The 22,815-nt window shown below is 70.7% G+C and carries 16 protein-coding genes and 1 pseudogene; 10 read left to right on the top strand and 7 right to left on the bottom strand.

Annotated features, from left to right (window positions below; translation table 11 throughout):
• The first annotated feature begins 102 nt into the window (after positions 1–102).
• The 7 genes from ACKTSN_RS30160 to ACKTSN_RS30190 all read left to right on the top strand — a co-directional run bounded on the left by ACKTSN_RS30160 (position 103) and on the right by ACKTSN_RS30190 (position 12,340).
• A complete protein-coding gene (locus ACKTSN_RS30160; protein ID WP_409471986.1) occupies positions 103–1,356 on the top strand; it encodes an AAA family ATPase in 1,254 nt (417 codons plus the stop codon).
• Positions 1,356–2,018 (top strand): RloB family protein, encoded by a 663-nt coding sequence (locus ACKTSN_RS30165; RefSeq protein WP_409471987.1) that lies wholly within the window; start codon positions 1,356–1,358, stop codon positions 2,016–2,018. The genes ACKTSN_RS30160 and ACKTSN_RS30165 overlap by 1 nt, the downstream gene beginning before the upstream one ends.
• Positions 2,019–2,046: 28 nt before the next feature.
• A complete protein-coding gene (locus ACKTSN_RS30170; RefSeq protein ID WP_409471988.1) occupies positions 2,047–5,382 on the top strand; it encodes an N-6 DNA methylase in 3,336 nt (1,111 codons plus the stop codon).
• 102 nt (positions 5,383–5,484) lie between these two features.
• A complete protein-coding gene (locus ACKTSN_RS30175) occupies positions 5,485–6,537 on the top strand; it encodes an esterase-like activity of phytase family protein (RefSeq protein WP_409471989.1) in 1,053 nt (350 codons plus the stop codon).
• Positions 6,538–6,615: 78 nt separating this feature from the next.
• Positions 6,616–10,344, top strand: a complete 3,729-nt coding sequence (locus ACKTSN_RS30180) for an ABC transporter ATP-binding protein (protein WP_409471990.1) — start codon at positions 6,616–6,618, stop codon at positions 10,342–10,344.
• Between the two features lie 125 nt (positions 10,345–10,469).
• The gene (locus ACKTSN_RS30185; protein ID WP_263494093.1) at positions 10,470–10,817 is read left to right on the top strand and encodes a hypothetical protein; all 348 of its coding nucleotides are present in this window, start codon (positions 10,470–10,472) and stop codon (positions 10,815–10,817) included.
• Positions 10,818–10,912: 95 nt separating this feature from the next.
• Positions 10,913–12,340 carry a S28 family serine protease gene (locus ACKTSN_RS30190; protein WP_409471991.1) on the top strand — a complete coding sequence of 476 codons (1,428 nt, stop codon included), beginning with the start codon at positions 10,913–10,915 and terminating at the stop codon, positions 12,338–12,340.
• 26 nt (positions 12,341–12,366) lie between these two features.
• On the opposite strand, the gene ACKTSN_RS30195 is transcribed toward ACKTSN_RS30190, so the two are convergent.
• From ACKTSN_RS30195 to ACKTSN_RS30205, 3 genes are all read right to left on the bottom strand, one after another.
• Positions 12,367–13,002, bottom strand: a complete 636-nt coding sequence (locus ACKTSN_RS30195) for a hypothetical protein (RefSeq protein ID WP_409471992.1) — start codon at positions 13,000–13,002, stop codon at positions 12,367–12,369.
• Positions 13,003–13,133: 131 nt separating this feature from the next.
• Entirely contained in the window at positions 13,134–14,966 is a 1,833-nt protein-coding gene (locus ACKTSN_RS30200) for a glycoside hydrolase family 3 protein (protein WP_409471993.1), read from the bottom strand.
• A 337-nt stretch (positions 14,967–15,303) separates the two neighbouring features.
• The gene (locus tag ACKTSN_RS30205) at positions 15,304–16,104 is read right to left on the bottom strand and encodes a sugar phosphate isomerase/epimerase family protein (RefSeq protein ID WP_409471994.1); all 801 of its coding nucleotides are present in this window, start codon (positions 16,102–16,104) and stop codon (positions 15,304–15,306) included.
• 212 nt (positions 16,105–16,316) lie between these two features.
• Between ACKTSN_RS30205 and ACKTSN_RS30210 the strand changes: the two genes are divergently transcribed.
• Positions 16,317–17,390 (top strand): RNA-guided endonuclease InsQ/TnpB family protein, encoded by a 1,074-nt coding sequence (locus ACKTSN_RS30210; protein ID WP_409471995.1) that lies wholly within the window; start codon positions 16,317–16,319, stop codon positions 17,388–17,390.
• Between the two features lie 33 nt (positions 17,391–17,423).
• On the opposite strand, the gene ACKTSN_RS30215 is transcribed toward ACKTSN_RS30210, so the two are convergent.
• The 3 genes from ACKTSN_RS30215 to ACKTSN_RS30225 form a co-directional block, all read right to left on the bottom strand.
• Entirely contained in the window at positions 17,424–18,365 is a 942-nt protein-coding gene (locus tag ACKTSN_RS30215; protein WP_409471996.1) for a bifunctional helix-turn-helix transcriptional regulator/GNAT family N-acetyltransferase, read from the bottom strand.
• A 76-nt stretch (positions 18,366–18,441) separates the two neighbouring features.
• A complete protein-coding gene (locus ACKTSN_RS30220) occupies positions 18,442–19,041 on the bottom strand; it encodes a dihydrofolate reductase family protein (protein ID WP_409471997.1) in 600 nt (199 codons plus the stop codon).
• Positions 19,042–19,199: 158 nt separating this feature from the next.
• Positions 19,200–19,646, bottom strand: a complete 447-nt coding sequence (locus tag ACKTSN_RS30225; RefSeq protein WP_409471998.1) for a nuclear transport factor 2 family protein — start codon at positions 19,644–19,646, stop codon at positions 19,200–19,202.
• Positions 19,647–19,861: 215 nt separating this feature from the next.
• On the opposite strand from ACKTSN_RS30225, the gene ACKTSN_RS30230 reads away from it, so the two are divergent.
• Complete coding sequence (locus tag ACKTSN_RS30230; RefSeq protein ID WP_409471999.1) at positions 19,862–21,526, top strand: IS200/IS605 family accessory protein TnpB-related protein; 1,665 nt, start codon at positions 19,862–19,864, stop codon at positions 21,524–21,526.
• Positions 21,527–21,568: 42 nt separating this feature from the next.
• On the opposite strand, the gene ACKTSN_RS30235 is transcribed toward ACKTSN_RS30230, so the two are convergent.
• On the bottom strand, positions 21,569–21,973 hold the full coding sequence (locus ACKTSN_RS30235) for a winged helix-turn-helix transcriptional regulator (protein ID WP_409472000.1): 405 nt from the start codon (positions 21,971–21,973) through the stop codon (positions 21,569–21,571).
• Positions 21,974–22,105: 132 nt separating this feature from the next.
• On the opposite strand from ACKTSN_RS30235, the pseudogene ACKTSN_RS30240 reads away from it, so the two are divergent.
• Positions 22,106–22,728: pseudogene (locus ACKTSN_RS30240) on the top strand (SDR family oxidoreductase); the annotation flags it as partial.
• Positions 22,729–22,815: the final 87 nt, after the last annotated feature.

Here is a 22,815-nt window from a genome sequence, read left to right on the forward strand (position 1 = left end):
ACGCGGGACCGGCGACAGCGGGTATGTTCGCCGAGGTCAGGACCGCCGCCGAGGGGCGGTGTCAGTCCCGGCGACTACGCTGAGGCAGGAGAGGAGGACAGCGTGCTGCTGAGGTTCCGTGTCGCGAATGTGCGGTCCCTGCGTGACGAGCAGGAGCTGTCCTTCGTGGCGCCCGAGGATGAGGAGCCGTTTCCCACCCGCCCCGTGCATCTTGCGGGTGGCCGGTCGCTGGGTGTCTTCCCGCTGATCGGGATCTTCGGCGCGAACGCCTCAGGCAAGTCGAACGTGCTCGCGGCGCTCGTCGACATGCGGAGCGCGGTGCTCGACTCCTATGCCCGCTGGGCTTCGTACGACGGCATTCCGCGCTCCTTCTTCGCGCTCGACCCCAAGGGGAGTGAGGAGCCGAGCTTCTTCGAAGTGGACCTCGTCCTGGAAGAGGTCCGCTGGACGTACGGATTCGAGCTGGGCAGCAGCCGCGTCGAAGCCGAATGGCTGCACAGTTACCCGCGCGGTCACCGGCAGGTCTGGCTGGACCGGGATGCCTCCCGTGCGAAGGTGTACGACTGGCCGGGGAACCGGGTCAAGGACCGCACACAGCTCGAACGGCGCACCCGCCCCAATGCCCTGTTGCTCTCCACCGCGGGTACGGACAATCACCCGCAGCTGTCGCCTCTCTTCCAGTGGTTTCGCCGCAACCTGTGGCTGATCGATCCGGAGGTCGATCGGGACCAACGCGAGGCGTTCACCCGGCAGGAACTCTCCGGAGCCCGCGCCCGCCGCATCGAGGAACTCCTGCGCGTGGCAGACCTCGGCATCACCGGAAGCGAGGTGGTCGAGGACGGCAGAGGCCGTTCGACCGTCAAGCTCGTGCACCGTTCGGCCGCGGGCGAGACCGCGCTCGACTGGCAGGCCGAGTCGCTCGGCACCCGCTCCTGGTTCGCCCTCCTGGGCCCGCTGCTCCTGGCGCTCGACGAGGGTGCCGTGCTGCTCGTCGACGAACTGGACGCCAGTCTGCACCCCCGCTTCGCCGCCGAGGTCGTCCGGCTCTTCCACGACCCGCACGCCAATCCGAACGGCGCCCAGCTGGTCTTCACCTCGCACGACCCGACCGTGCTCACCACCCCCAGCGGCGGCCGGCTGCTCGAACCTGGCCAGGTATGGCTCACGGAGAAGGACGCGGACGGGGCGAGTGAGCTCTATCCCCTGACCGCCGCGTCCCCGGGGAGGGAAGAGGACCTGATGAAGTCGTATCTGGCGGGGGCCTTCGGTGCGGTCCCGTCTCTTCTCGAGGGCCAGATCGCCCGACGGCTGCTCGTCGGCCGGGAGCAGGACGGGCCCGAGGCGGGGCGGAGCTGATGGGGAAGCCGAAGAAGGGGAAGGACTCGCTGGGCCCCGCGAAGCAGCATGGACGGCGCAAGAGGGTCGTTCATGTCTTCACCGAGGGCCTGGTCACGGAACCCTCCTACATCGAGATCATCAAGGAGTACGCGACCACCGTCGAGGTGCGGATCGCCAACGCCTCCGCCCCTGGTTCCCAGCGCAAACCGCTCAAGCTGGTCGAGGCGGCGGTCAAGCTGATGGACGATGAACGGCGGCAGGCCAAACGCAGCGGTCTGGGGGCGGAGTACCTGCCGCAGGTCTGGTGCCTCTTCGACCGGGACGAGCACGAGGGCATCGAAACCGCGCTCAAGCAGGCCCGCGAGGGGGATGTGAAGGTCGCCTTCTCCCATCCCTGTTTCGAGGTCTGGCGTCTGCTGCACCACAAGCCGGTCACCGGCACGTTCGGCGGGGTGTGCGGGCAGGTCGCGGCGAGACTGCCTTTCGCCAGGGATCCGAAGGACGGGGCCAACCCCAAGCTGGTGCTGCCGCACCAGGTCACCGGACGCTATGCCGACGCCAGGAAGCGCGTCCTGCAGATGAACGCGCAGCATGGCGACCACGTGGCCCTAGTCAAACGGGACCCGTACACCGATGTCCACGAGTTCGTGGAACGCGGGCTCGGCATCACCGAGTACTGACACCACTGCAGGTCATAGGGGGCGGTTCGTGGCCAAGCTCACTCTCGCGCAGTTGCAGCGGCATCTCTTCGCAGCCGCGGACATCGTCCGGGGGGCGATGGACGCCTCGGAGTACAAGGACTACATCGTCGCCCTGCTGTTCCTGAAAGGGGCCAACGACGAGTTCGAGGCGGCGCGTGAGGCGATCAAGGAGCACGAGGCCCGGGAGCTGGGCCCGACCGGCGAGAAGCTCACCGACTTCCTCGAACAGGAATCCGCGTACCGCGAAAGAGGCGTGCTCTTCGTACCGGAGCAGGCCCGCTGGCCGGAGCTGGCCTCGGCCACGCACGACATCGCCGAGAGTCGGCTGCATCCGGCACTCCGGGCGCTGGAAGGCCGGCATCCCCAGCTCCAGGGGCTTTTCAGCCACCTCAACTTTCTCCGAATCGGCGGCGGATACGGCCTGTCCTTGACCGAACGTGCCGACCAGCGGCTGAAGGCGCTCATCGCGCACTTCGGCCGGGTCCGGCTGACCACCCAGGACTTCGAGTTCCCCGACCTGATCGGCGCCGCCTACGAGTACCTGGTCAAGGGGTTCGCGGACTCGCAGGGCCGCGCGGGCGGTGAGTTCTACACCCCGCGCGCGGTGGTCCGCATGATGGTGGACCTGCTCGGCCCCCAGCCGGGCATGCGGATCTACGACCCGTGCGTCGGCTCGGGCGGCATGCTCATCGCCGCCAAGGAGTACGTGGAGGAGCACGGCGGCGACACCTCGGAGCTGTTCCTCGCGGGCCAGGACGCCAACAGCGGCTCCCTGGCGACGGCGACGGTGAACCTGGTCCTGCACGGGGCACGCCGCTTCGACCTGCGCGCCGGGGACACGCTCAGCGCACCGGCGCATGTGCCGGCATCGGACGCGGACCGGTTCGACGGAGTGCTCAGCAACCCGCCGTTCGCCATGGACTACGCGTTGGCCGATCTCGCGTACCCCGAGGAGCGCGCGGCCTACGGGGTGGCGGGCGAGCGCGGCAAGGCCGACCTGATGTTCCTCCAGCACATGCTGTGGGAGACCAAGCGGGAGGGCCGGGGCGGCACGGTCGTCACGGTCATGCCGCACGGTGTGCTGTTCCGCGGGGGCCGGGAACAGGCGATCCGTACCAGGCTGCTGGACGACGACACCATCGAGGCGGTCATCGGCCTCGCGCCGAACCTCTTCTACGGCACCGGGATCCCCGCCTGCGTCCTGGTGCTGCGCCCGCCTGGCAAGAAGGATCCGGCGCGGGCGGGCAAGGTCCTCTTCATCAACGCCGACCGCGAATTCCACGCGGAGCGCGCCCAGAACGTGCTGCGGCCCGAGCACGCCGAGAAGATCACGTCCGTCTTCCATGCGTTCGCGGAGATATCCGGCTTCTCGCGCGTGGTCGGCCGTGACGAACTGCGGCGCAACGACGACAACCTCAACGTCCGCCGCTATGTGGACAACACACCGCCGTCGGAGCCGCAGGACGTGCGGGCGCATCTGGTGGGCGGTGTGCCGCGCGCCGAGATCGAGGCGAGGAAGGAACTGCTCGACGCGTACGGCGTGGCGCCGACCGATCTCTTCGAAGAGCGTCTGCCCGCGGATCCGCGGTACCTGGACTTCCCGCCACAGGCGCGGCGGCCGGACGCGGCCCGGTTCGCGGATCTGGCCCGCCCCCGCGAGGAGCAGCTGGGGGCGGCCTTCACCGAGTGGTGGGACACGGAGGCACAGCACCTGGAGGCGGTCGCCACGGCCGCCGAGGAGCCGACAGGCGTGCCGCCGTCACAGGCGAGGACCGCGCTGTGGGCGGCTCGGGAGTGGTTGGTCGAGTCCTTCGCGCAACGCCTTGGCGGGGTCGGGCTCCTCGACCGGCCCGTGCTCGCGGGCGCGGTGGCCGAGTGGTGGCACGAGGCCAGATACGACCTGCTGGCGCTGTCCGAGAGAGGGTTCGCGGGCGTGCTCGACGGCTGGGTCGCGGACATCGAGACGCGGCTCGCGCCGGTGCTCGACCCGGGCACCGGCAAGGAGCGCCGGCCGACCGCCGTGGAGCGACGCGAGGCGTACCGGAACAGACTGGTCGCCGCCCTCGTCCCGGACTTCCTGGAGGAACTGGCGGTGGCGGACGCGCGGAAGGCCGCGGCGGACGCGCGCTGGCAGGACCTCAGGGCCCGGCTGGCCGATGACGACGAGGACCTCGGCACGCGGGGAGACGAGCAGGGGAGCGGCGATTCTCCCGCCGACGAGGTGGCCGCCGCGCACGCGGAGCGGCTGACGGAACTGGCTCGGGTGAGGCGCGAGCGTACGGTGGCCGGCGCTGCGGTCAAGCGCCTTGAGGCGAGCGCGCCGGCTCGCCTCGTACAGGCCCGTACCGCACTGGCCGCAGGTCACGAAGAGCGCCGGGCGGTTCTGGACATCCTCCGGCAGGCTCTGCGGAGCAAGCTCGACGACCTAGTACGGAACCGGCGCCAGGAACTCATGCGCGCCTACGAGAACTGGTGGCAGAAGTACGGGCTCTCCTTCCGGGAGATCGAGCAGCAGCTGAAGGGGACGGCGGAAGGCGGCGCGGTCCCCAGCTATCCCTGGTCCCGGCGAAGTGCGTGGGAGGTGATGGCGGACAGCACGGGCGCGGAGCCCGACCGGGACACGGTCGTCGACGTCGTCCGCTCGCTGATCGACGCCGAGAAGGAGGTCGAGGGCGAGCTCGCCAAGCTGGACCTCGACGAGCTGCTCGCACTGCTCACGGCGATCGAGCCCGGGGGAGCGGACCGGGCCCGGCGGTGTCCGCTGCGTGAGGTGGTCGCATCGGTACGGCCCGGAGCCGCCGTCGGCCGGGAGGGCCGCTCCGGCGTGCCGGTTCTCCGGCCCGCCGATCTGGCCGGAGGCGCACTCGGGACGCCCGGGAGCGGGTCTGCCGCGGCCGAACCCGCACGGCTCCAGGGACGTCAGGAAGCGGCCCTGCTCCCCGGGGACGTCCTGTTCGCCGCGGCGGACGCGACGGGGCGGACGTTCCGCGCCGCCGTATGGCGGGGAGAGCGAGGGCAGGCGACGTACAGCCAGAGCGTCCTCCGCATCAGGCCCGACGCCGGTCGGCTGGCCGCCGACTACCTTGCCGCGTGGCTGATGCTGCCTGAGGCCCAGGAACGCATTCACACGGTGGCGCGGTCCACCGGCGGCCTGAGTCTCGTGAGTCCGGCCCGCCTGCTGGACGTGGAAGTGGACGTGCCCGGCAGGGAGGCGCAGAAGGCCTTCACCGAACGTCTCACCTCGCTGGCCCGGGAACGGCAGGTACGGCACGCTCAGCTGGCGAAGCTCCGCCTGGTGAAGGGCATTCTGCTGGGCAACCTCACCGGATCGGCCCGGGCCTGAGGGCTGCGGCCCGCCTCCTGGAAGGCGTGCGGCCACAGCGGCGACCTTTCTCTTCATGAGACGGTCCCCACCCCGTCACCAATCCGCCCTACGGTGGCCGCCATGCGCCTGCGAACCGTACTCGCCACCGTCACCGCCGGCCTGGCGGCGGCCACCTGCCCGACCGCCGTCGGACCGGCCAACGCGCAGGAAAGTCACGCCTGTTCACCCTCCGTCTCCATCGCCGGCTTCTCCGACGCCCTCGACAAGACGACGTACGAGGGCACCTTCGTCGGCAACTTCTCCGCGCTCGCCGTGGACCGGAACGGCGACCTCGCCGCCCTCTCCGACCGCTCCTCGCTGTTCGCCCTGAACGGCAGGACCCTCCAGCCGGAGGGCGTCGTCCAGCTCGCCGACGAGAGCGGTGCCGCGCTCGACGCCGAGGGGCTGGTCGTCGACCTCCCCCACTCTCGGCTTCGCTCGAGCGGGGGGACCCCCATCGGTACGTACCTCGTCTCCTCCGAGACCGAGCCGTCCATACGCCGCCACTCCCGCGACGGCCGGATCCTCGACCGGCTCCCCGTCCCGGACGCGCTCCGGGTCGCCCCGGCCGGGCGGGCCGTCGGCAACGGCACCTTCGAGGGGCTGACGATGCTGCCCGGCGGCCGTACGCTCATCGCCTCCATGGAGTACGCGCTCTCCGGTGACAGTGCGGGCATCGTCCGCCTCCAGACCTGGAAGCGTCACCACGGCAGCTTTGCGCTCGGCGCCCAGTACGCCTACCGCGCCGACAGCGGCCTCGGCGTCCCCGAGGTCACCGCGACCCCTGACGGCCGTCTGCTCGTCCTGGAGCGCGGCTTCACCGTCGGCGTGGGCAACACCGTCCGCCTGTACCTCGCCGACCCGCGCCACGCCACGGACACCAGCGGGATCGACAACCTGACGGGACAGGACGGCGTACGACTGATCAAGAAGACGTTGCTGGCTGACATCGCCGACTGTCCCGACCTCGGCGCCACCGCCAAGCAGCCCCAGCCGAACCCGCTCCTCGACAACATCGAGTCCATGACGATCACCGGCCGCACCAAGGGCCGCCTGAACGTCCTCCTGGCCAGCGACGACAATCAGAACGCGGTCCAGACGACACGGTTCTACTCGCTGCGCGTTCGTATGTGAACTGTTGCGGAGGGATGAAATCCGCTTCCGTCGACGTTGGTGCCTTCCGGAAGATCAGATCTGCAGGAGGGCACCGGCGTGGCACCGCAACGGGGATGGGCACGGAGACTGTGGGGTTACGCCTGGCGATATCCCAAGGACGTCGTCCTGGCCCTGGGCTCCTCGCTCGCCGGCATGGCCGTCATGGCCCTGGTCCCCCTGATCACCAAGGTGATCATCGACGATGTGATCGGCGACCGGACCCGGGGCATGGCCCCCTGGGCCGGCGCCCTCGTCGGCGCCGCACTGCTCGTCTACGTCCTCACCTACATCCGTCGCTTCTACGGCGGCCGCCTCGCCCTCGACGTCCAGCACGACCTGCGGACGGACATGTTCGGGACGATCACCCGGCTCGACGGCCGCCGTCAGGACGAGCTGTCCACCGGCCAGGTCGTCGGCCGGGCCACCAGCGACCTTCAGCTGATCCAGGGCCTGCTCTTCATGCTCCCGATGACCATCGGGAACGTCCTGCTCTTCCTGATCTCCCTCGTGATCATGGCGTGGCTGTCGCTCCCGCTCACGCTGGTCGCCCTGGCCGTGGCCCCCGCTCTCTGGTTCATCGCGAAGCGCTCCCGCTCCAAGCTCCACCCCGCCACCTGGTACGCGCAGGCCCAGGCCGCCGCCGTCGCGGGCGTGGTCGACGGTGCCGTCAGCGGCGTCCGCGTGGTGAAGGGATTCGGGCAGGAGGACCAGGAGACCGGCAAGCTGCGCGAGGTCGGCCGGAAGCTGTACGCCGGGCGGCTGCGCACCATCCGTCTGAACAGCAAGTACACCCCGGCCCTGCAGGCCGTCCCGGCGCTCGGCCAGGTCGCGATGCTCGCGCTCGGCGGCTGGCTGGCCGTGCGTGGCCACATCACGCTCGGCACGTTCGTCGCCTTCTCCACCTATCTCGCCCAGCTCGTCGGCCCGGTCCGCATGCTGGCCCTGGTTCTCACCGTCGCCCAGCAGGCCCGCGCCGGCACCGAACGCGTCCTGGAGCTGATCGACACCGAGCCCTCGCTGGCCGACGGCACCAAGGAACTCCCCGCCGACGCCCCCGCGACCGTCGAGTTCGACGACGTCTCCTTCGCCTACGACGACTCCAAGCCGGTCCTCGAGGGGCTCAGCTTCGAGATCCGCCCCGGCGAGACCCTCGCCGTCGTCGGCTCCTCCGGCTCCGGAAAGTCGACCGTCTCCCTCCTCCTCTCGCGCTTCTACGACGTCACCCGCGGCGCCGTCCTCGTCGGCGGCCACGACGTCCGTGAGCTGACCCTCGACTCGCTCCGGTCCGCGATCGGGCTGGTCCCCGAGGACTCGTTCCTGTTCTCCGACACCGTCTGCAACAACATCGCGTACGGCCGCCCGGACGCCACCCAGGAGGAGATCGAGAACGCCGCCCGCGCCGCCCAGGCGGACCGTTTCATCGCCGAGCTCCCCGACGGCTACGACACCAAGGTCGGCGAGCACGGCCTGACCCTCTCCGGCGGCCAGCGCCAGCGCATCGCGCTCGCCCGCGCGATCCTCACCGACCCGCGCCTGCTCGTCCTCGACGACGCCACCTCCGCCGTGGACGCCCGCGTCGAGCACGAGATCCACGAGGCGCTGGGGCACGTCATGCGGGGCCGGACCACGCTCCTCATCGCGCACCGGCGCTCCACCCTCAACCTCGCCGACCGCATCGCCGTCCTCGACGCCGGCCGCCTCGCCGACCTCGGCACCCACGAGGAGCTCCAGCGGCGCTCGGCCCTCTACCGCCGCCTGCTCACCGACCCCGACGGACTCGGCGGCGTCTCCCCGGGCCACGCCCAGCCCGCCGTCCCGCCGGAGGACACCTCCGTACGGGACGAACTGGACGCCGAGTTCGACGCCGAGCGCGGGGTCACCCCCCGCCTGTGGACCGGCGACCGCGAGCCGAAGGACACCGCGCTCGCCGGGACCCCCGCCACCCCCGAACTCCTCGCCCAGGTCGACGCCCTGCCCCCGGCCACCGACACCCCCGAGGTCGACGAGGCGCGCGCGGTCCGGCCGGAGGAGTCGTACGGGCTGAAGCGGCTGCTGCGAGGCTTCGGACTGCCCCTGCTGATCAGCCTCGGCCTCGTCGCCGTCGACGCCGGCATGGGACTGCTGCTGCCCGTGCTGATCCGGCACGGCATCGACAGCGGCGTGACCCAGATGGCCCTCGGTGCCGTGTGGGCGGCCTCGCTGCTGGCGCTGCTCGCGGTGCTCGCGCAGTGGTGCGCGCAGATCGGCGAGACACGGATGACCGGCCGGACCGGCGAACGCGTGCTGTACTCGCTCCGGCTGAAGATCTTCGCCCAGCTCCAGCGGCTCGGACTCGACTACTACGAGCGGGAGCTGACCGGCCGGATCATGACCCGGATGACGACCGACGTCGACGCCCTGTCGACGTTCCTGCAGACGGGCCTGGTCACGGCGTTCGTCTCGGTCGTCACCTTCTTCGGCATCATGGTCGCCCTGCTGGTGATCGACGTGCAGCTCGCGCTGGTCGTGTTCGCCACGCTGCCCCCGCTGATCATCGCCACCTACTTCTTCCGCCGCGCGAGCGTGAAGGCGTACGAACTCGCCCGTGAGCGCGTGTCGTCGGTCAACGCCGACCTTCAGGAGACGGTGTCCGGGCTGCGGATCGTGCAGGCCTTCCGGCGTGAGCGGGACGGCGGGCGGCGGTTCGCGGAGCGCAGCGACAGCTACCGGCAGGCCCGTATCCACGGCCAGTGGCTGATCTCCGTGTACTTCCCGTTCGTGCAGTTCCTGTCGTCGGTCGCCGCGGCGGCGGTGCTGATCGCGGGTGCCGGGCGGGTCGAGGCGGCCACGCTGACCGCGGGCGCGCTGGTCGCGTACCTGCTGTACATCGACCTGTTCTTCGCCCCCGTCCAGCAGCTCTCCCAGGTCTTCGACGGCTACCAGCAGGCGTCCGTCTCGCTCGGCCGCATCCAGGAGCTGCTGCAGGAGCCGACGTCCACGAAGCCGGCCGGTGAGCCCCGCGACGTCCGCTCCCTGCGCGGCGACATCGCCTTCGAGGACGTGCACTTCGCCTACGGGTCCGCCGACGAGCACGAAGCGGCCCTCAGCGGCATCGACCTCACCGTCCCCGCCGGGCAGACCGTCGCGTTCGTCGGCGAGACCGGCGCGGGCAAGTCGACCCTCGTCAAGCTGGTGGCGCGGTTCTACGACCCCACCAGCGGCCGGGTCACCGTCGACGGCCAGGACCTGCGTGCCCTCGACCTCACCTCGTACCGGCACCGTCTCGGCGTCGTCCCGCAGGAGGCGTACCTCTTCCCGGGCACCGTCCGCGACGCCATCGCCTACGGCCGCCCGGACGCCACCGACGCCGAGGTCGAGGCGGCCGCCCGCGCGGTCGGCGCACACGAGATGATCGCTCAGCTCACGGGCGGCTACCTGCACGAGGTCGCCGAGCGAGGCCGCAACCTCTCCGCCGGGCAGCGGCAGTTGATCGCGCTGGCCCGCGCCGAGCTGGTCGACCCGGACGTGCTGCTCCTCGACGAGGCGACGGCCGCACTCGACCTGGCGACGGAGGCACAGGTCAACCAGGCGACGGACCGGCTGGCAGGACGCCGTACGACCCTCGTGGTCGCGCACCGGCTGACCACCGCCGCCCGCGCGGACCGGGTCGTCGTCATGGACCACGGCCGCGTCGTGGAGGACGGCACGCACGAGGAACTGCTGGCGCGCGGTGGACGGTACGCCGAACTGTGGCGGACGTTCGTCGGTGCACCGGAGCCGGAGGAGCCGGTCGGCGCGTCCCATTGACGGTCGTGCAACCATCCGACATACGTCGCGCGTCCGTACACCCGTACGCCATGTGTCGCGGTACGGGAGGGGCGGGCGAAGTGGACAGGGGAGCGACAGGGATACGGCGGGGACTCGCGCTCGGCATGGCCGTACTGACCGCGTCCGGACTGCTCGCACTCGCGGCACCGGCCGAGGCACAGGCGGCCGCCTCCTGCACCGGCCGCAAGGTCAGGACGCTCCCGTTCTCCACCGGCACCGTGCACGTCTACAAACAGGGCCGCTACGTCTGCGCCGTCACGCTGGCCAAGAACCCCGGCCGCGAGCGGACGATGTCGGTCAGCGTGCAGGCGCGCGGCCACCGCCCGGTGGTCCGCAAGGACAAGCGCACCCGCCGCATCAGCACGCCGCTCGTGTACGTGGGGAACCGGTGCGTGTGGGTCAAGGGCTCGGTGAGTGGGGGCTCGGTGAGTTCGGGCTGGATCCTCTGCTGAATCCCTGGTCAGGCGTGGGTGCCTGAAACCCCCCTGGTGTGAACGGAGTTGCTCCGATAGCTTCCGGCGCACATCTGTTCTCACAGGGAGGGTGCATGCGCAAGGCGCTCAGATGGCTGCTCGCGCTCACCGTGCTCATAGGCACGTTGAGCACGGCGGGGGCGGCCACCGCCGCTCAGCCGGAGGCCGACGGCTCCACCGACATCAAGGAGAGGCTGCTCTCCATACCGGGGATGCGGCTGGTCGAGGAGAAGCCGTACACCGGCTACCGCTTCTTCGTCCTCAACTACACCCAGCCGATCGACCACCGCAGGCCCTCCAAGGGCACGTTCGAGCAGCGGATCACCGTGCTGCACAAGGACGTCTCCCGCCCGACGGTCTTCTACACCGGCGGCTACAACGTCTCCACGAACCCCAGCCGCCGCGAGCCGACGCAGATCGTGGACGGCAACCAGGTCTCCATGGAGTACCGCTTCTTCACCCCGTCCCGGCCCAGCCCGGCCGACTGGACGAAGCTGGACATCTGGCAGGCCGCCAGCGACCAGCACCGCATCTTCAAGGCGCTCAAGCCCATCTACGACAAGAAGTGGATTTCCACGGGCGGTTCGAAGGGCGGCATGACCGCCACGTACTACGAGCGCTTCTACCCGCGCGACATGGACGGCGTCGTCGCCTACGTCGCCCCCAACGACGTCGTGAACAAGGAGGACTCGGCGTACGACGAGTTCTTCGGACACGTCGGCACCGAGGAGTGCCGCGACCGTCTGAACGGCGTCCAGCGCGAGGCGCTCGTGCGCCGGGAGCCGATGGAGAAGAAGTACGCGGCGTACGCGGCCGAGAACGGCTACACCTTCAACACCGTCGGCAGCCTCGACAAGGCCTACGAGGCCACGGTGCTCGACTACGTGTGGGGCTTCTGGCAGTACAGCCTGCTGTCCGACTGCGACACGATCCCCGCGGACGCCAAGAACGCCACCGACGAGGAGATCTGGAACTCGATCGACACGATCGCCGGGTTCTCCTTCTACACGGACCAGGGCCTGGAGCCGTACACGCCGTACTACTACCAGGCGGGTACCCAGCTGGGCGCGCCGACGATCGGGTTCCCGCACATCGAGAAGAAGTACATCCGCTACGGCTACCTGCCGCCGCGCTACTTCGTGCCGCGGGACATCGAGATGCGGTTCCAGCCGGGTGTGATGCGGGACGTGGACAGCTGGGTCCGCCACAACGCGCACCAGATGCTCTTCGTCTACGGCGAGAACGACCCGTGGGGTGCCGAGCCGTTCCGCCTCGGCAAGGGCGCGCGTGACTCGTACGTGTTCACCGCCCCCGGCGCCAACCACGGCGCCAACGTGGCCGGCCTCGTCGCGGACGAGAAGGCGCTCGCCACGGCAAAGATCCTGAAGTGGGCGGGCGTCGCGTCCGCCACCGTCCAGTCGGACCCGGCGGCGGCCAAGCCGCTGGCCAAGTACGACGCGAAGCTGGACAAGCGCGGCGCGGAGCGGACGCTGCGTCCGTAACGTCGGTGCTGCGCCCGCCTCCTGGCTCACCAGGGGCGGGCGCAGCCCACCGGGTTCTCGCCGCCCAGTTCGACGTAAAGGGCCGTCGACGCCGGGCAGTCGCCGCGTGTGGTGACGGCCTCGGTCACCTCGTACTCCGGCTGCTGCTTGCCCCTGCCGTTGCACGCGGTCTCCCGGACCTGGCCGTCGCCGGAGTCGTAGACGCAGTCGCCGACGATGGTGCGGGGGCCGCCCCCGCCGCCGGGGTCGCCGGGGTGCGGCGGCTGGAGTTTGCGCATGCAGGCGTAGCCCTGCGGGATCGCGCCGTCACCGTCCTCGTCGTGCGAGGGGCGCTGTTCGCTGATGTGCAGCACGAAGTCGGTGGTCGCCGGGCAGGCGGGACCCTCGCTCACCCTGCCGTCGTGCCGCGCCACGACCCGCGCCGCCGCCCGTTCACTGGTGCAGGAGACCTCGGTGAAGCTGCTCGTACCGAAGGAACTGCACTCGTCGACCGTGAGGAACACCGCCCCGAACCCGGAGGGCCGCATCGCCGAGGCCGACGTCGAACCCTCACCGCCCGGCGGATCGTCCTCGGACCCCCCGTTCGCGGACGCCTGACAGCCCATCAGTGCGACCGCCAGCAGGACCGGCAGAGCCACCCCCACCGCACTTCTCCCACGCATGGTCATTCCCCCCACCCCCGTCCAGCGTGACCCGCCGCGGCGGGCCCACGCCAGACAAGCAGAGCGCTTTGCGTACGTTGGGGGTGGTGCGTCGGGTGTGCGGCGTACGGCGTCCTACGTCCAATTGACGGCTAGTACGTCAGCCCGTGTCCGATGGGATACAGCACCCGCGTCGGATCGTCGGCCCGCTGCACCGGCACCGGCAGCTTCCCGCGCGGCTCCACCCGCCCGGCGATCACCCGGGCGGCCGCTCGCAGCTCGACGTCCGTCCACGAGTACGAGGCCAGGTAGGCGCGCACACCGGGGAGTTGGGCCACGTCGTACGGATTGCGGACCGCCACCGCGACCACCGGCTTCCCGGTCGCCAGCAGCCGCTCGACCAGCGTCTTCTGCGCGCTGCTCGCCGTGACGTTGTACGTCCCGACCACCACGGCGTCCGCGTCCCCGGCCGCCGTCACGGCCCGGTCGATGGCCGTCGCCGACGGATTGATGCCGGTCGACAGGGCGGTCGCCGCAAAGCCCAGCTCGGTCAGGGCGCTCGCGAGCACACCGGTGGGCGGGCCCGTGGTGCCCGACGGCGAGGCCGGGTCGGCGCCGACGACGAGCAGCCGGGGATGCTCGCGCCGGGACAGCGGCAGCAGCCGCCCCCCGTTGACGAGCAGGGTCGTCGTGCGCTCGGCGATCCGGTCGGCCGCCGCCAGGTGCGCCTTCGTCCCCACCGTGCGGTCGACGCCGCGCGCGCCGACGTACGGATCGTCGAACAGCCCCAGCTTCGCCTTCAACCGCAGCACCCGCAGGATCGACTCGTCGAGCCGCTCCTCGGTCAGTTCGCCGTCCTGCACCGCCCCCAGGACCGCGTTCCAGGCGACGTCCAGCTTGGGCGCGTTGAGCAGCAGGTCCACGCCCGCCTTCAGCGCCAGCACCGGCACCCGGTCGTCGCCGTACTTCGTCCGCACGCCCGCCATGTCGAGGGCGTCGGTGACCACGACCCCGTCGTAGCCGAGCTGCTCGCGCAGGATGCCGGTGAGGATGGGGCGGGAGAGGGTGGCCGGGTCACCGGAGTCGTCCAGCGCGGGGACCAGGATGTGCGCGGTCATGATGGAGTCGATGCCGGCCTCGATCGCGGCGCGGAAGGGGGGTGCGTCCAGCGCCTCCCATTGTTCCCGGGTGTGCTTGATGGTGGGGAAGCCGTAGTGGCTGTCGACCTCGGTGTCGCCGTGCCCGGGGAAGTGCTTGGCGGTCGCCGCGACCTTCGAGCGCTGGTATCCGGCGACCTCGGCGGCGACAAGGCCGGCCACCGCGGCCGGGTCCGCACCGAAGGAGCGCACACCGATGACCGGGTTGGCAGGATTGACGTTCACGTCGGCGACCGGCGTGTAGTCCTGCTGGATGCCCATCGCGCGCAGTTCCGCGCCCGCGATCCGGCCGAGCGTACGGGCGTCGGAGCGCGAGCCGCCGGCGCCCATCGCCATCGCGCCGGGGAACAGAGTGGCCGGCTTGCCCACGCGGGCGACGATGCCGTGCTCCTGGTCGGTGGAGACGAGGGCGGGCAGCCCGCGCGGCAGTGCGAGGGACGCCCGCTGGATGCCGTTGGAGAGGTCGGCGATCTGGTGCGGGTCGCGGGTGTTGTGCGCCCAGACGAAGTAGATGACGCCGCCCAGCCGGTACTTGGCGATCAGCTCGGCGGCCGTCCGCACGCCGAACTCCCTGAGGTTGGCGTCGATGTCGGCCTGGTCGGGGGTGGTCGCCGAGTGGCCGTAGATCCGGGAGACGAAGAGCTGGCCGACCTTCTCCTCCAATGTCATACGGGAGATGAGGCGGCGCAGGTGGCGGTCGTCGTGGGTGTGGGCGTGGGCGCTGGGGCCGACCGTGAGGGCCGCGGTCACGCCCGCCGTGGCGGCGAGGACGGTGCGTCTGGAGGGGATCGCGGTGTTTCCCGTGCTTCCCGTGCTGGTGTGGTGCACGTGCGCTCCTTCCGGAGGAGGTCCGCTGAAGGAAACTTCCAAAGTGTCACCAATATCCGGGAAGTTTCTGCCGGTCAAGGGGACGCACAGGGAAGGGGCGAGGGGCCGCCATCGGCGCATGGGAGGGGGGCGCGCCGATGGCGGCGGGGCGCCGGCCGCGGTGCGGCGGAGAGGGTGGTCAGCGTTCGCAGCCAGCAGCGAGGCCGACACCGCACCGAGGAGACTCATCCGGCAGCCTGGCCCTTGGACGACGGCGGGGCGGGGTGGGTTCCCATTCCGCACGGTTTCAGGGGAAGTCGGGCACTCCGCCGCAGAGGCCCTCCGGAGCAGCGGTCGGTCACGCCGAGTCGTTGAGGAGGCGTCCGAGGTGGTCCCGGCCTTTGTCCAGCAGGCCGGGAAGCGGCTCGGCCGCCTCGTACCAGCGCTTCTCGTACTCCCAGCACAGCCAGCCGTCCCAGCCGTGCCGGGAGAGGATCTCGACGCACTCGGCGAGCGGGAGGACGCCCGCGCCGAGGGGGAGCGGGGTGGTGTCGGTGGCGGAGGCGATGTCCTTGACCTGGACGTAGCCGAGGTAGGGGGACAGGGCCGCGTAGCTCTCCGAGGGCTGCTCGCCGCCCAGCCAGGTGTGCATCACGTCCCACAGAGCGCCGACCTGGCGGTGGCCGACCTGGCCGAGGACGCGGATCGCGTCGGCGGCGGTGCGGTGCGAGTCGTGGGTCTCGAGGAGGATGCGGACGCCTGCGTCGGCGGCGTACTCGGCGGCCGTGCCCAGACGGCGGGCGGCGGTCGCGTCCGCTTCGGCGGGCTCCTGGTCCGGGCCGCCTCCGGGGAAGACCCGGATGTACGGGGCACCCAGGTCGCGGGCCAGGTCGAGGAGGTCGCGGATCTCGGCGAGCACGGGCTCGTCGTCGCCCGGCGCGGCCACGCGCGCGTACCCGGCGAGGCCGAGGATCTCGACGCCGGCCGCCTTGAACTCGGCGACCGTGTCGGCCCGTGCGGTGAGGTCGAGGCCGGGGTGGACCGGTTCCTCCGGGTGTGCGCGCAGCTCGACGCCGTGGTAGCCGTGCGCGGCCGCGAGCCGGGCCACTTCCGGTACGGGGAGGCCGGGGACACCGAGGGTGGAGAACGCCAGTTTCATGTACCCAGCTTCATACACACCGGCCCTTCCCGTCACCGGGAACCTCCGAGGATGCCCTGGCCATCAGGTCGGGGAGGAATCGGACTCCTGCGGAGCAGGGCAGGGAATGCGAATCGCCGTCAGGGCGATTCGCCGTCTGCCTCGGTGGCGGCGCGCTCGCCCTCCAGGCGGTAGACGATCTCGGAGTTGAGGGACCTGCGGGCGGACTTGGCGTGGCCCGATCGAAGAAGGCCCACACCGAGAACGAGAAATGTGGCCCGGCCCGGCTGGACAAGATGCTGACCGAGGCCCGCGCGATGACGCCGTGGCTGGCCGAGGGCTCGTCGGTGCCGCAACAGCAGATCATCCGGGACTTCGGCAAGTCCCGCGCGAAAGCGCTGAAGGACATCAAGGAACGCCTGCCTCAGAGGCAGCGGGCCGGGATGCCGAAGCATAAGAAGAAGCGCGAGGCGCTGCCCACGCTGAACTACACCAAGCGCGGGTTCCGGCTGAAGGATGGGCGTCTGCACCTGGCGGGGAACATCGTGCTGCCAGTGGTCTGGTCGCGGGACCTGCCCGCCGAGCCCTCCTCGGTGCGCGTGTACCGCGACAGCGTCGGGCACTGGTACGCCTCGTTCGTCGTTCCCGCCGAAGTCCAGCCGCTCCCGGAGACCGGCCGCCTGCTCGGCGTGGACTGGGGTGTGAAGGAGACCGCGACCACTACCAGCGATGCCCACGACCTCCCGCACGCCGAACACGGCAAGCGGGCGATGGAGAAGCTGACTCGGTACGACCGCATGATGGCCCGCCGCAAGCCCGCCAAGGGGCAGGCAGCCTCCAGGGGCTATCGCGAGGCGAAGAAGCTGCGGGCGAAGGCGTACCAGAAGGTTGCCCGGCAGCGGCAGGACACCGGCCGCAAGTGGGCGAAGAAGGTCGTGACCGACCACGACGCCATCGCGGTCGAGGACTTCCGGCCGAAGTTCCTTGCCAAGACCACCATGGCCCGCAAGGCCGCCGATGCTGCCATCGGCGCCACCAAGCAGGCCCTGATCGAGATGGGCCGCAAGCACGGGCGGGATGTCCGCCTGGTGCACCCTGCGCATACCACCATGGACTGCGCATCGTGCGGAGCGAGAACCAAGCACGCACTTCCGCTGTCCGAACGTACCTACACCTGCACCGCGTGCGGAGCCACATCCCCCAGGGACAAGAACTCCGCCCGCGTGATGCTCGTCCGGGCTGGTCTGGCCCCGGCTGGTGTCGAGGGCGTGAGACCTCCTGGAGTGCTGCTCCAGGAGGCGGCCTGAGCCAGGAATTTCCTCCTTCAGGGAGGGGAGCAGTCAATCCGGTGTCGCGCGCAGATCCAGCCGCCAGTCCTGGCCGACCAGGTCCCTGCCGAAGGAACGGTGCGGTTTCTCGGCGACCAGGGCGAAGCCGTGGCGCTGGTAGATGCCCCGGGCGGCGGTCAGGACGTCGTTCGTCCACAGCACCAGGTCGCGGTAGCCGACACCGCGCGCGAAGTCCACGACCGCCGTGACGAGCCGGTCCCCGATGCCGAGACCGCGCGCGTCCGGCTCGACGAGCAGAAGCCGCAGCCGGGCCGTGCCGGGCGCCTCGTCCCGTACGCACATCACACACCCCACCGGCCGCCCGGCCAGCTCGGCGATCCACGCTCGCTCCAGGTGCGGATCGTGGTCCTCAGCGAAGTCGGCGACGATCCTCGCCACCAGCCCCTCGTAGTCGGTGTTCCAGCCGAACTCGGCGGCATACAGTGCGCCGTTGCGCTGCACGATCCAGCCGAGGTCGCCGGGGCCGGGATCACGCAGCACGACGTCCTCGGGGGCCTCGGGGCGCGCTGTCCGGCCGCCGCCCAGGATCGTACGGACCGTCCGCATCGCCTCCACGAGCCGCGGCCGGTCGTCCGGCGGCACCGTGGCCAGCAGCGCCCCGACCGTCTCCCGCGCCCGCTCGTCGAGCAGACCGGCCGCCTCCCGGCCGGGCGCGGTGAGGGTGATACGGCGGCGGCGCGGATCCCTCTCCGACGGTCCGCGCTCGATCAGCCCGTCCTTCTCGAACCTGTTCAGGATGCGGCTCAGGTACCCCGCGTCCAGATGGAGTTCGGCACGCAGATCGGCGGCGTCCGTGCGCGCCGAGTGCGCGAGCTCGTACAGGACGCGGGCCTCGGTGAGGGTGTACGGGGCGTAGAGGTGGCGGCCGTAGTCGAGGGCGCCGATGACGTTGGTGTAGAAGCGGTTGAAGGCGCGGATGTCCTGGACGATCATGATCGTCGACCCTCCGGATCGTTGACTCAGTCAGAGATACCGTTGGGTCGAGCGTAGGACTCCCGCGCCCCCGCGGCTACCCCTCGGCGGCCGGCCGGTAGACGCACACGTTCACGCCCGTCTTCCCGGTGACCGTGGAGACCAGCTCGAACGGCCACTTCCCGCCGTCCTCCGGGAAGATCGACTTGCCGCCGCCGAGCAGCACCGGCATCACGATCAGCTGGAGCTCGTCCACCAGACCCTCGCTCAGCAGCGTCCGGACCAGCGTGGGGCTGCCCATCATCGCCAGGTCGCCGCCCTCGGCCGCGCGCAGCTCCCGGATCCGGGCCACGGCCTCGCAGCCGGGGATGAGGGTGGAGTTGTTCCAGGTCAGGTCGGCGTCGGTGAGGGTGCTCGAAACGACGTACTTCTTGAGGGAGTTCATCTGGTCGGCGAACGGGTCGTCGCCCGCCCGCTCGGGCCACGCCGCGGCCATCGTCTGCCACGTACGCCGCCCGAACAGCAGCGCCTCGGCCCTGCTCAGCCCCCCGTCGAAGACCGGGCCGAGCACCTCCGGGTCGAAGTACGGGTGCGACCAGCCGCCGTGCGCGAACCCGCCGTCGGTGTCCTCCTCGGGCCCGCCGGGCGCCTGCACGACTCCGTCGATGCTGATGAACTCGGTGACCACGATGCGCATAGGGCTCACTCACTCCTGCGTCGGTTCCTGAGCTGACGCCGATGAAGACCGACGCCCCGCCGGAAACTCATCGCCGCCCCGCGAAAAGATCGCGCGACACCGCGTCCACCGCGATGCCGGGCACCAGCCTCGCTGCGGAATCCCTCATTCAGTAGTGATCAAGAAACAGCTCGAGCTTCGGCGTCCGGCAACACCGGCGGCCGTCCCTGCGTCCACACGGCCCGCACCGAGATCCGGCTGAAGCGCCAGCCGTCCGAGGTGCGGCGCAGGTCGCCCCCGTAGATCCCGCCGACCGTGAACACCGAGTCGTCCTCGTGCACATGGAACATCAGCGCGTTCCAGGAGACGCTGCCCCGGCCCGCCCCGGCGTCCATGTCGGCGAGGATCCCCGAGGCGACGTGCTGCGTCCGCGCGTACCGCCCGAGCGCCTCCTTCGCGGCCCGCTCGGCCTCCGCCCCCTCGGTGGTCCCGAGGGGCGTCTCCATGCGGGCGTCGGCGGTGAGGAGGGCGTCCATCCAGCCGGGGGTGAAGTCACGGGCGTCCAGGGCGCGGAAGAGGCGATGGACGAGGGTGTGGACGTCCATGGTGCTGTTGTGATCAGTCATGGGGAGAGGGTGTGGAACTGCGGCCGCTGAAGTGTGCTCAAGCGTGTTCTGGTGAGCGAGAGTGAGTGCGAGCAGTCGTTGCCGTGACCCGCGTGTCCGCCAGAGCGGCTCGGGATGCGAACGGAAATCCTGACGTCGAATGCGTGACCTCTGCGGTCGGGCTTCGTTGGATGGAGGAGGAGATCGTCGGGGCGGAGCCGGGCCGGGGGTGAGGGATGAGCGGGCTGCGGAAGGTCGCCGAGCCGTTCGTTGCGTCCGGCCCGTCCGGAGTGGCGATCCGTACCCGGATCAAGCACCTCACCGCGCAGGACGAGAAGGTTCTTGCGATGGTCGGCGCGCATCTGGGTTCGCTGGCGTCGCGGGACCTCAAGACGCGCTGCGCGGACGGTCTGGAGCACTCCACCGAGACCTGGGCGGCCAGGAAGCGCGCGCTGACGCCAGCTGCGTCTTCGCGCTGGGGCGGGGCGATCACCAAGGCGTCGCACGACCAGTGGGCGCTGGCCCGCCGCTGCCAGCTCGCCCACATCCACAGCCTGGAGGCCGGTGTCGCCACGATCGCGCACCGGCTGGCGCAACCAGTCGGGCAGAAGGGATCCAAGAACGCTCCGGGCGGCTACCGCTCCCGTCAGGAGTGGTTCGCCAAGTCCCGCCGCCTTCGCGTCCTGGAGGACCGGCTGGAGCGGGAACGGGCCGACCACAAGGCCGGGATTGTGCACGTGGTGCGCGGCGGCAAGCGCCTGGCCCGCGCCCGCCACCACCTGGAAGCAGCCGGGCAGCTGACCGAAGCCGAGTGGCGTCGGCGGTGGGAGTGCGGGCGCTGGTTCCTGCAGGCCGACGGCGAGTCCGGCAAGCGGTACGGCAACGAGACCCTCCGCATCGCCCCCGACGGTCGGCTGAGCATCAAGCTGCCCGCTCCGCTGAAGAACCTGGCGAACGCCCCGCACGGCCGGTACGTCCTCACCGGCACGGTCCGCTTCGCCCACCGGGGCACCGAGTGGGCCGACCGCGTCGAGGCCAACCGGGCCGTCGCCTACCGCATCCACTACGACACGGTGCGCGGGCGCTGGTACCTGACCGCCGCCTGGCAGATCCCGCCCGCCAAGACGATTCCGCTCCAAGCCGCGCTCGCCCACGGGGTGATCGGGGTGGACACCAACGCCGATCACCTGGCCGCCTGGCGCCTGGACACCCACGGCAACCCGACCGGCCAGCCCCGCCGCTTCTCCTACGAGCTGTCCGGCACCACGCAGCACCGTGACGCACAAGTACGGCATGCCCTGTCCCGGCTGCTGCACTGGGCGACAGCCTGCGGTGTGGCCGCGATCGCCATCGAGGACCTCGACTTCGCGGCGGAGAAGACCCGCGAGAAGCACGGCCGCAAGAAGCGGTTCCGCCAGTTGATCTCCGGCATGCCCACCGGCAGGCTCCGCGCCCGGCTCACCTCGATGGCCGACCAGACCGGCATCAGCATCATCGCGGTCGACCCGGCCTACACCTCGAAGTGGGGCGCCCAGCACTGGCAGAAACCCCTCGCTTCGAAGAACAGGAAGACCACCCGTCACGATGCCGCGAGCATCGCGATCGGCAGGCGCGCCCAAGGGCACCCGATCCGGCGACGGACGGCACCGCCCCCTGCTCACCGGAGTGATGAACAGGGGCATCGGACCATCCAGGCCGACCGGTGTGCCCCTGGGCGTGAGGGAACCCGCCGCCTCGTCACGGACCGTGGCCAGGAGCCACGCGCCCGGACAGGAAGACACCAAGGAACGCGGGCGACCAGCGCACCCAAAACCGTTCGGGATGCGCGCAGTGTCGGGCAGTGGGTCCAAGACTCACTCCTGCTCACTGATCAGGAACGGTCGTACGTCAAGTGGACTTGAGGTCAAGGACGCGACTCCCGAATCGAACCCCACGCAGACGCGCTAGCGGGCAGCCGGTTCTGTGTCGTAGTCGTGCCGGGCCTGTTCGACCCTGTCCAGGTTCTCGGCGGCCCATTCGGCCAGGTGCGCGAAGAGCGGGGCGAGGCTGCGGCCGAGTTCGCTGATCTCGTACTCGACCCGAGGGGGGACCTCCGGGTGGTACGTGCGCACGATCAGGCCGTCGCGCTCCAGTTGCCGCAACCGCTGCGTCAGCACCTTGGGCGTGATCTTCGCGATGCGCCGCTCCAGTTCGACGAAGCGCTGCCGGCCGTGGGTGTGGAGCGTCCACAGGATCGGTGTGGTCCAGCGGCTGAAGACGATGTCCACGACCGGACTGATCGGGCAGGCGAGTTCCGGTTCGGTGGCCCCGGTCGGCGTCCGGGTCGTCGTGTCGGGCGCCATGCGCATCCCCCTGGGGTAGCCACTTTCCTATAGGTACCTACTATACCGACGGTGTTAGCGTCCTTCCATCGCCCGGAGAGCCGGCCTCCGGGGCCCTTTCAGCAGATTCAAATGCGCTGCCAAACACGGGAGTTGGACATGATCGTAGTGACGGGTGCGACCGGCAATGTGGGACGTTCGCTCGTACGGATCCTGGCCGCGGCCGGCGAGCCGGTGACCGCGACCTCGCGCAGGATCGCCGACGCGGATCTGCCTCAGACGGTGCTGCGGCGACCGGCGGATCTCGTCGACGCGGAGAGCCTGCGGCCGGTCCTCGACGGCGCCGACGCGCTGTTCCTGCAGAACGGGGGCCCAGTGCGCACCTGCTCAGCCCCCGGGACCTCGTGGACGTCGCCAAGGCGGGCGGTGTGCGGCGGATCGTGCTGCTGTCCTCCCAAGGGGTCGCGACCCGGCCCGGATCGGCCTCGCACGGGGAGGTCGCCCGGGCCATCGAGGACGCGGTATGGCAGTCCGGGCTGGAGTGGACCGTCCTGCGGCCCGGCGGCTTCGCCTCCAACACCTACGCCTGGGCCGAGTCGATCCGTATCCGGCGGACCGTCGCCGCGCCGTTCGGTGATGTCGGGCTGCCCGTCATCGACCCGGACGACATCGCCGAGGTCGCCGCGGCGGCGCTGCGCGATGGAGGCCGACATGCGGGGCAGGCCTACGAGTTGACCGGTCCCGCCCTCGTCACGCCCCGGCAGCAGGCCGAGGCTGTCGCGGCCTTCCGCTAGGCGCTGCCTTTCAGTCGGCCAAGTCCGCCCGTCGCCGGCTTCTGTCATAGAAGGCACGGGGAAAGTCGCAGGCCC

The organism is Streptomyces flavusporus (assembly GCF_046267975.1).
Classification (GTDB): Bacteria; Actinomycetota; Actinomycetes; order Streptomycetales; family Streptomycetaceae; genus Streptomyces; species Streptomyces flavusporus.

Bases quoted from the DNA above. Each gene is read 5' to 3' on its own strand.
- ACKTSN_RS30165 (WP_409471987.1), top strand. From the start codon at position 1,356: ATGGGGAAGCCGAAGAAGGGGAAGGACTCGCTGGGCCCCGCGAAGCAG.
- ACKTSN_RS30175 (WP_409471989.1), top strand. From the start codon at position 5,485: ATGCGCCTGCGAACCGTACTCGCCACCGTCACCGCCGGCCTGGCGGCG.
- ACKTSN_RS30185 (WP_263494093.1), top strand. From the start codon at position 10,470: ATGGCCGTACTGACCGCGTCCGGACTGCTCGCACTCGCGGCACCGGCC.
- ACKTSN_RS30190 (WP_409471991.1), top strand. From the start codon at position 10,913: ATGCGCAAGGCGCTCAGATGGCTGCTCGCGCTCACCGTGCTCATAGGC.
- ACKTSN_RS30195 (WP_409471992.1), bottom strand. From the start codon at position 13,002: ATGCGTGGGAGAAGTGCGGTGGGGGTGGCTCTGCCGGTCCTGCTGGCG.
- ACKTSN_RS30205 (WP_409471994.1), bottom strand. From the start codon at position 16,104: ATGAAACTGGCGTTCTCCACCCTCGGTGTCCCCGGCCTCCCCGTACCG.
- ACKTSN_RS30215 (WP_409471996.1), bottom strand. From the start codon at position 18,365: ATGATCGTCCAGGACATCCGCGCCTTCAACCGCTTCTACACCAACGTC.
- ACKTSN_RS30220 (WP_409471997.1), bottom strand. From the start codon at position 19,041: ATGCGCATCGTGGTCACCGAGTTCATCAGCATCGACGGAGTCGTGCAG.
- ACKTSN_RS30225 (WP_409471998.1), bottom strand. From the start codon at position 19,646: ATGACTGATCACAACAGCACCATGGACGTCCACACCCTCGTCCATCGC.
- ACKTSN_RS30230 (WP_409471999.1), top strand. From the start codon at position 19,862: ATGAGCGGGCTGCGGAAGGTCGCCGAGCCGTTCGTTGCGTCCGGCCCG.
- ACKTSN_RS30235 (WP_409472000.1), bottom strand. From the start codon at position 21,973: ATGCGCATGGCGCCCGACACGACGACCCGGACGCCGACCGGGGCCACC.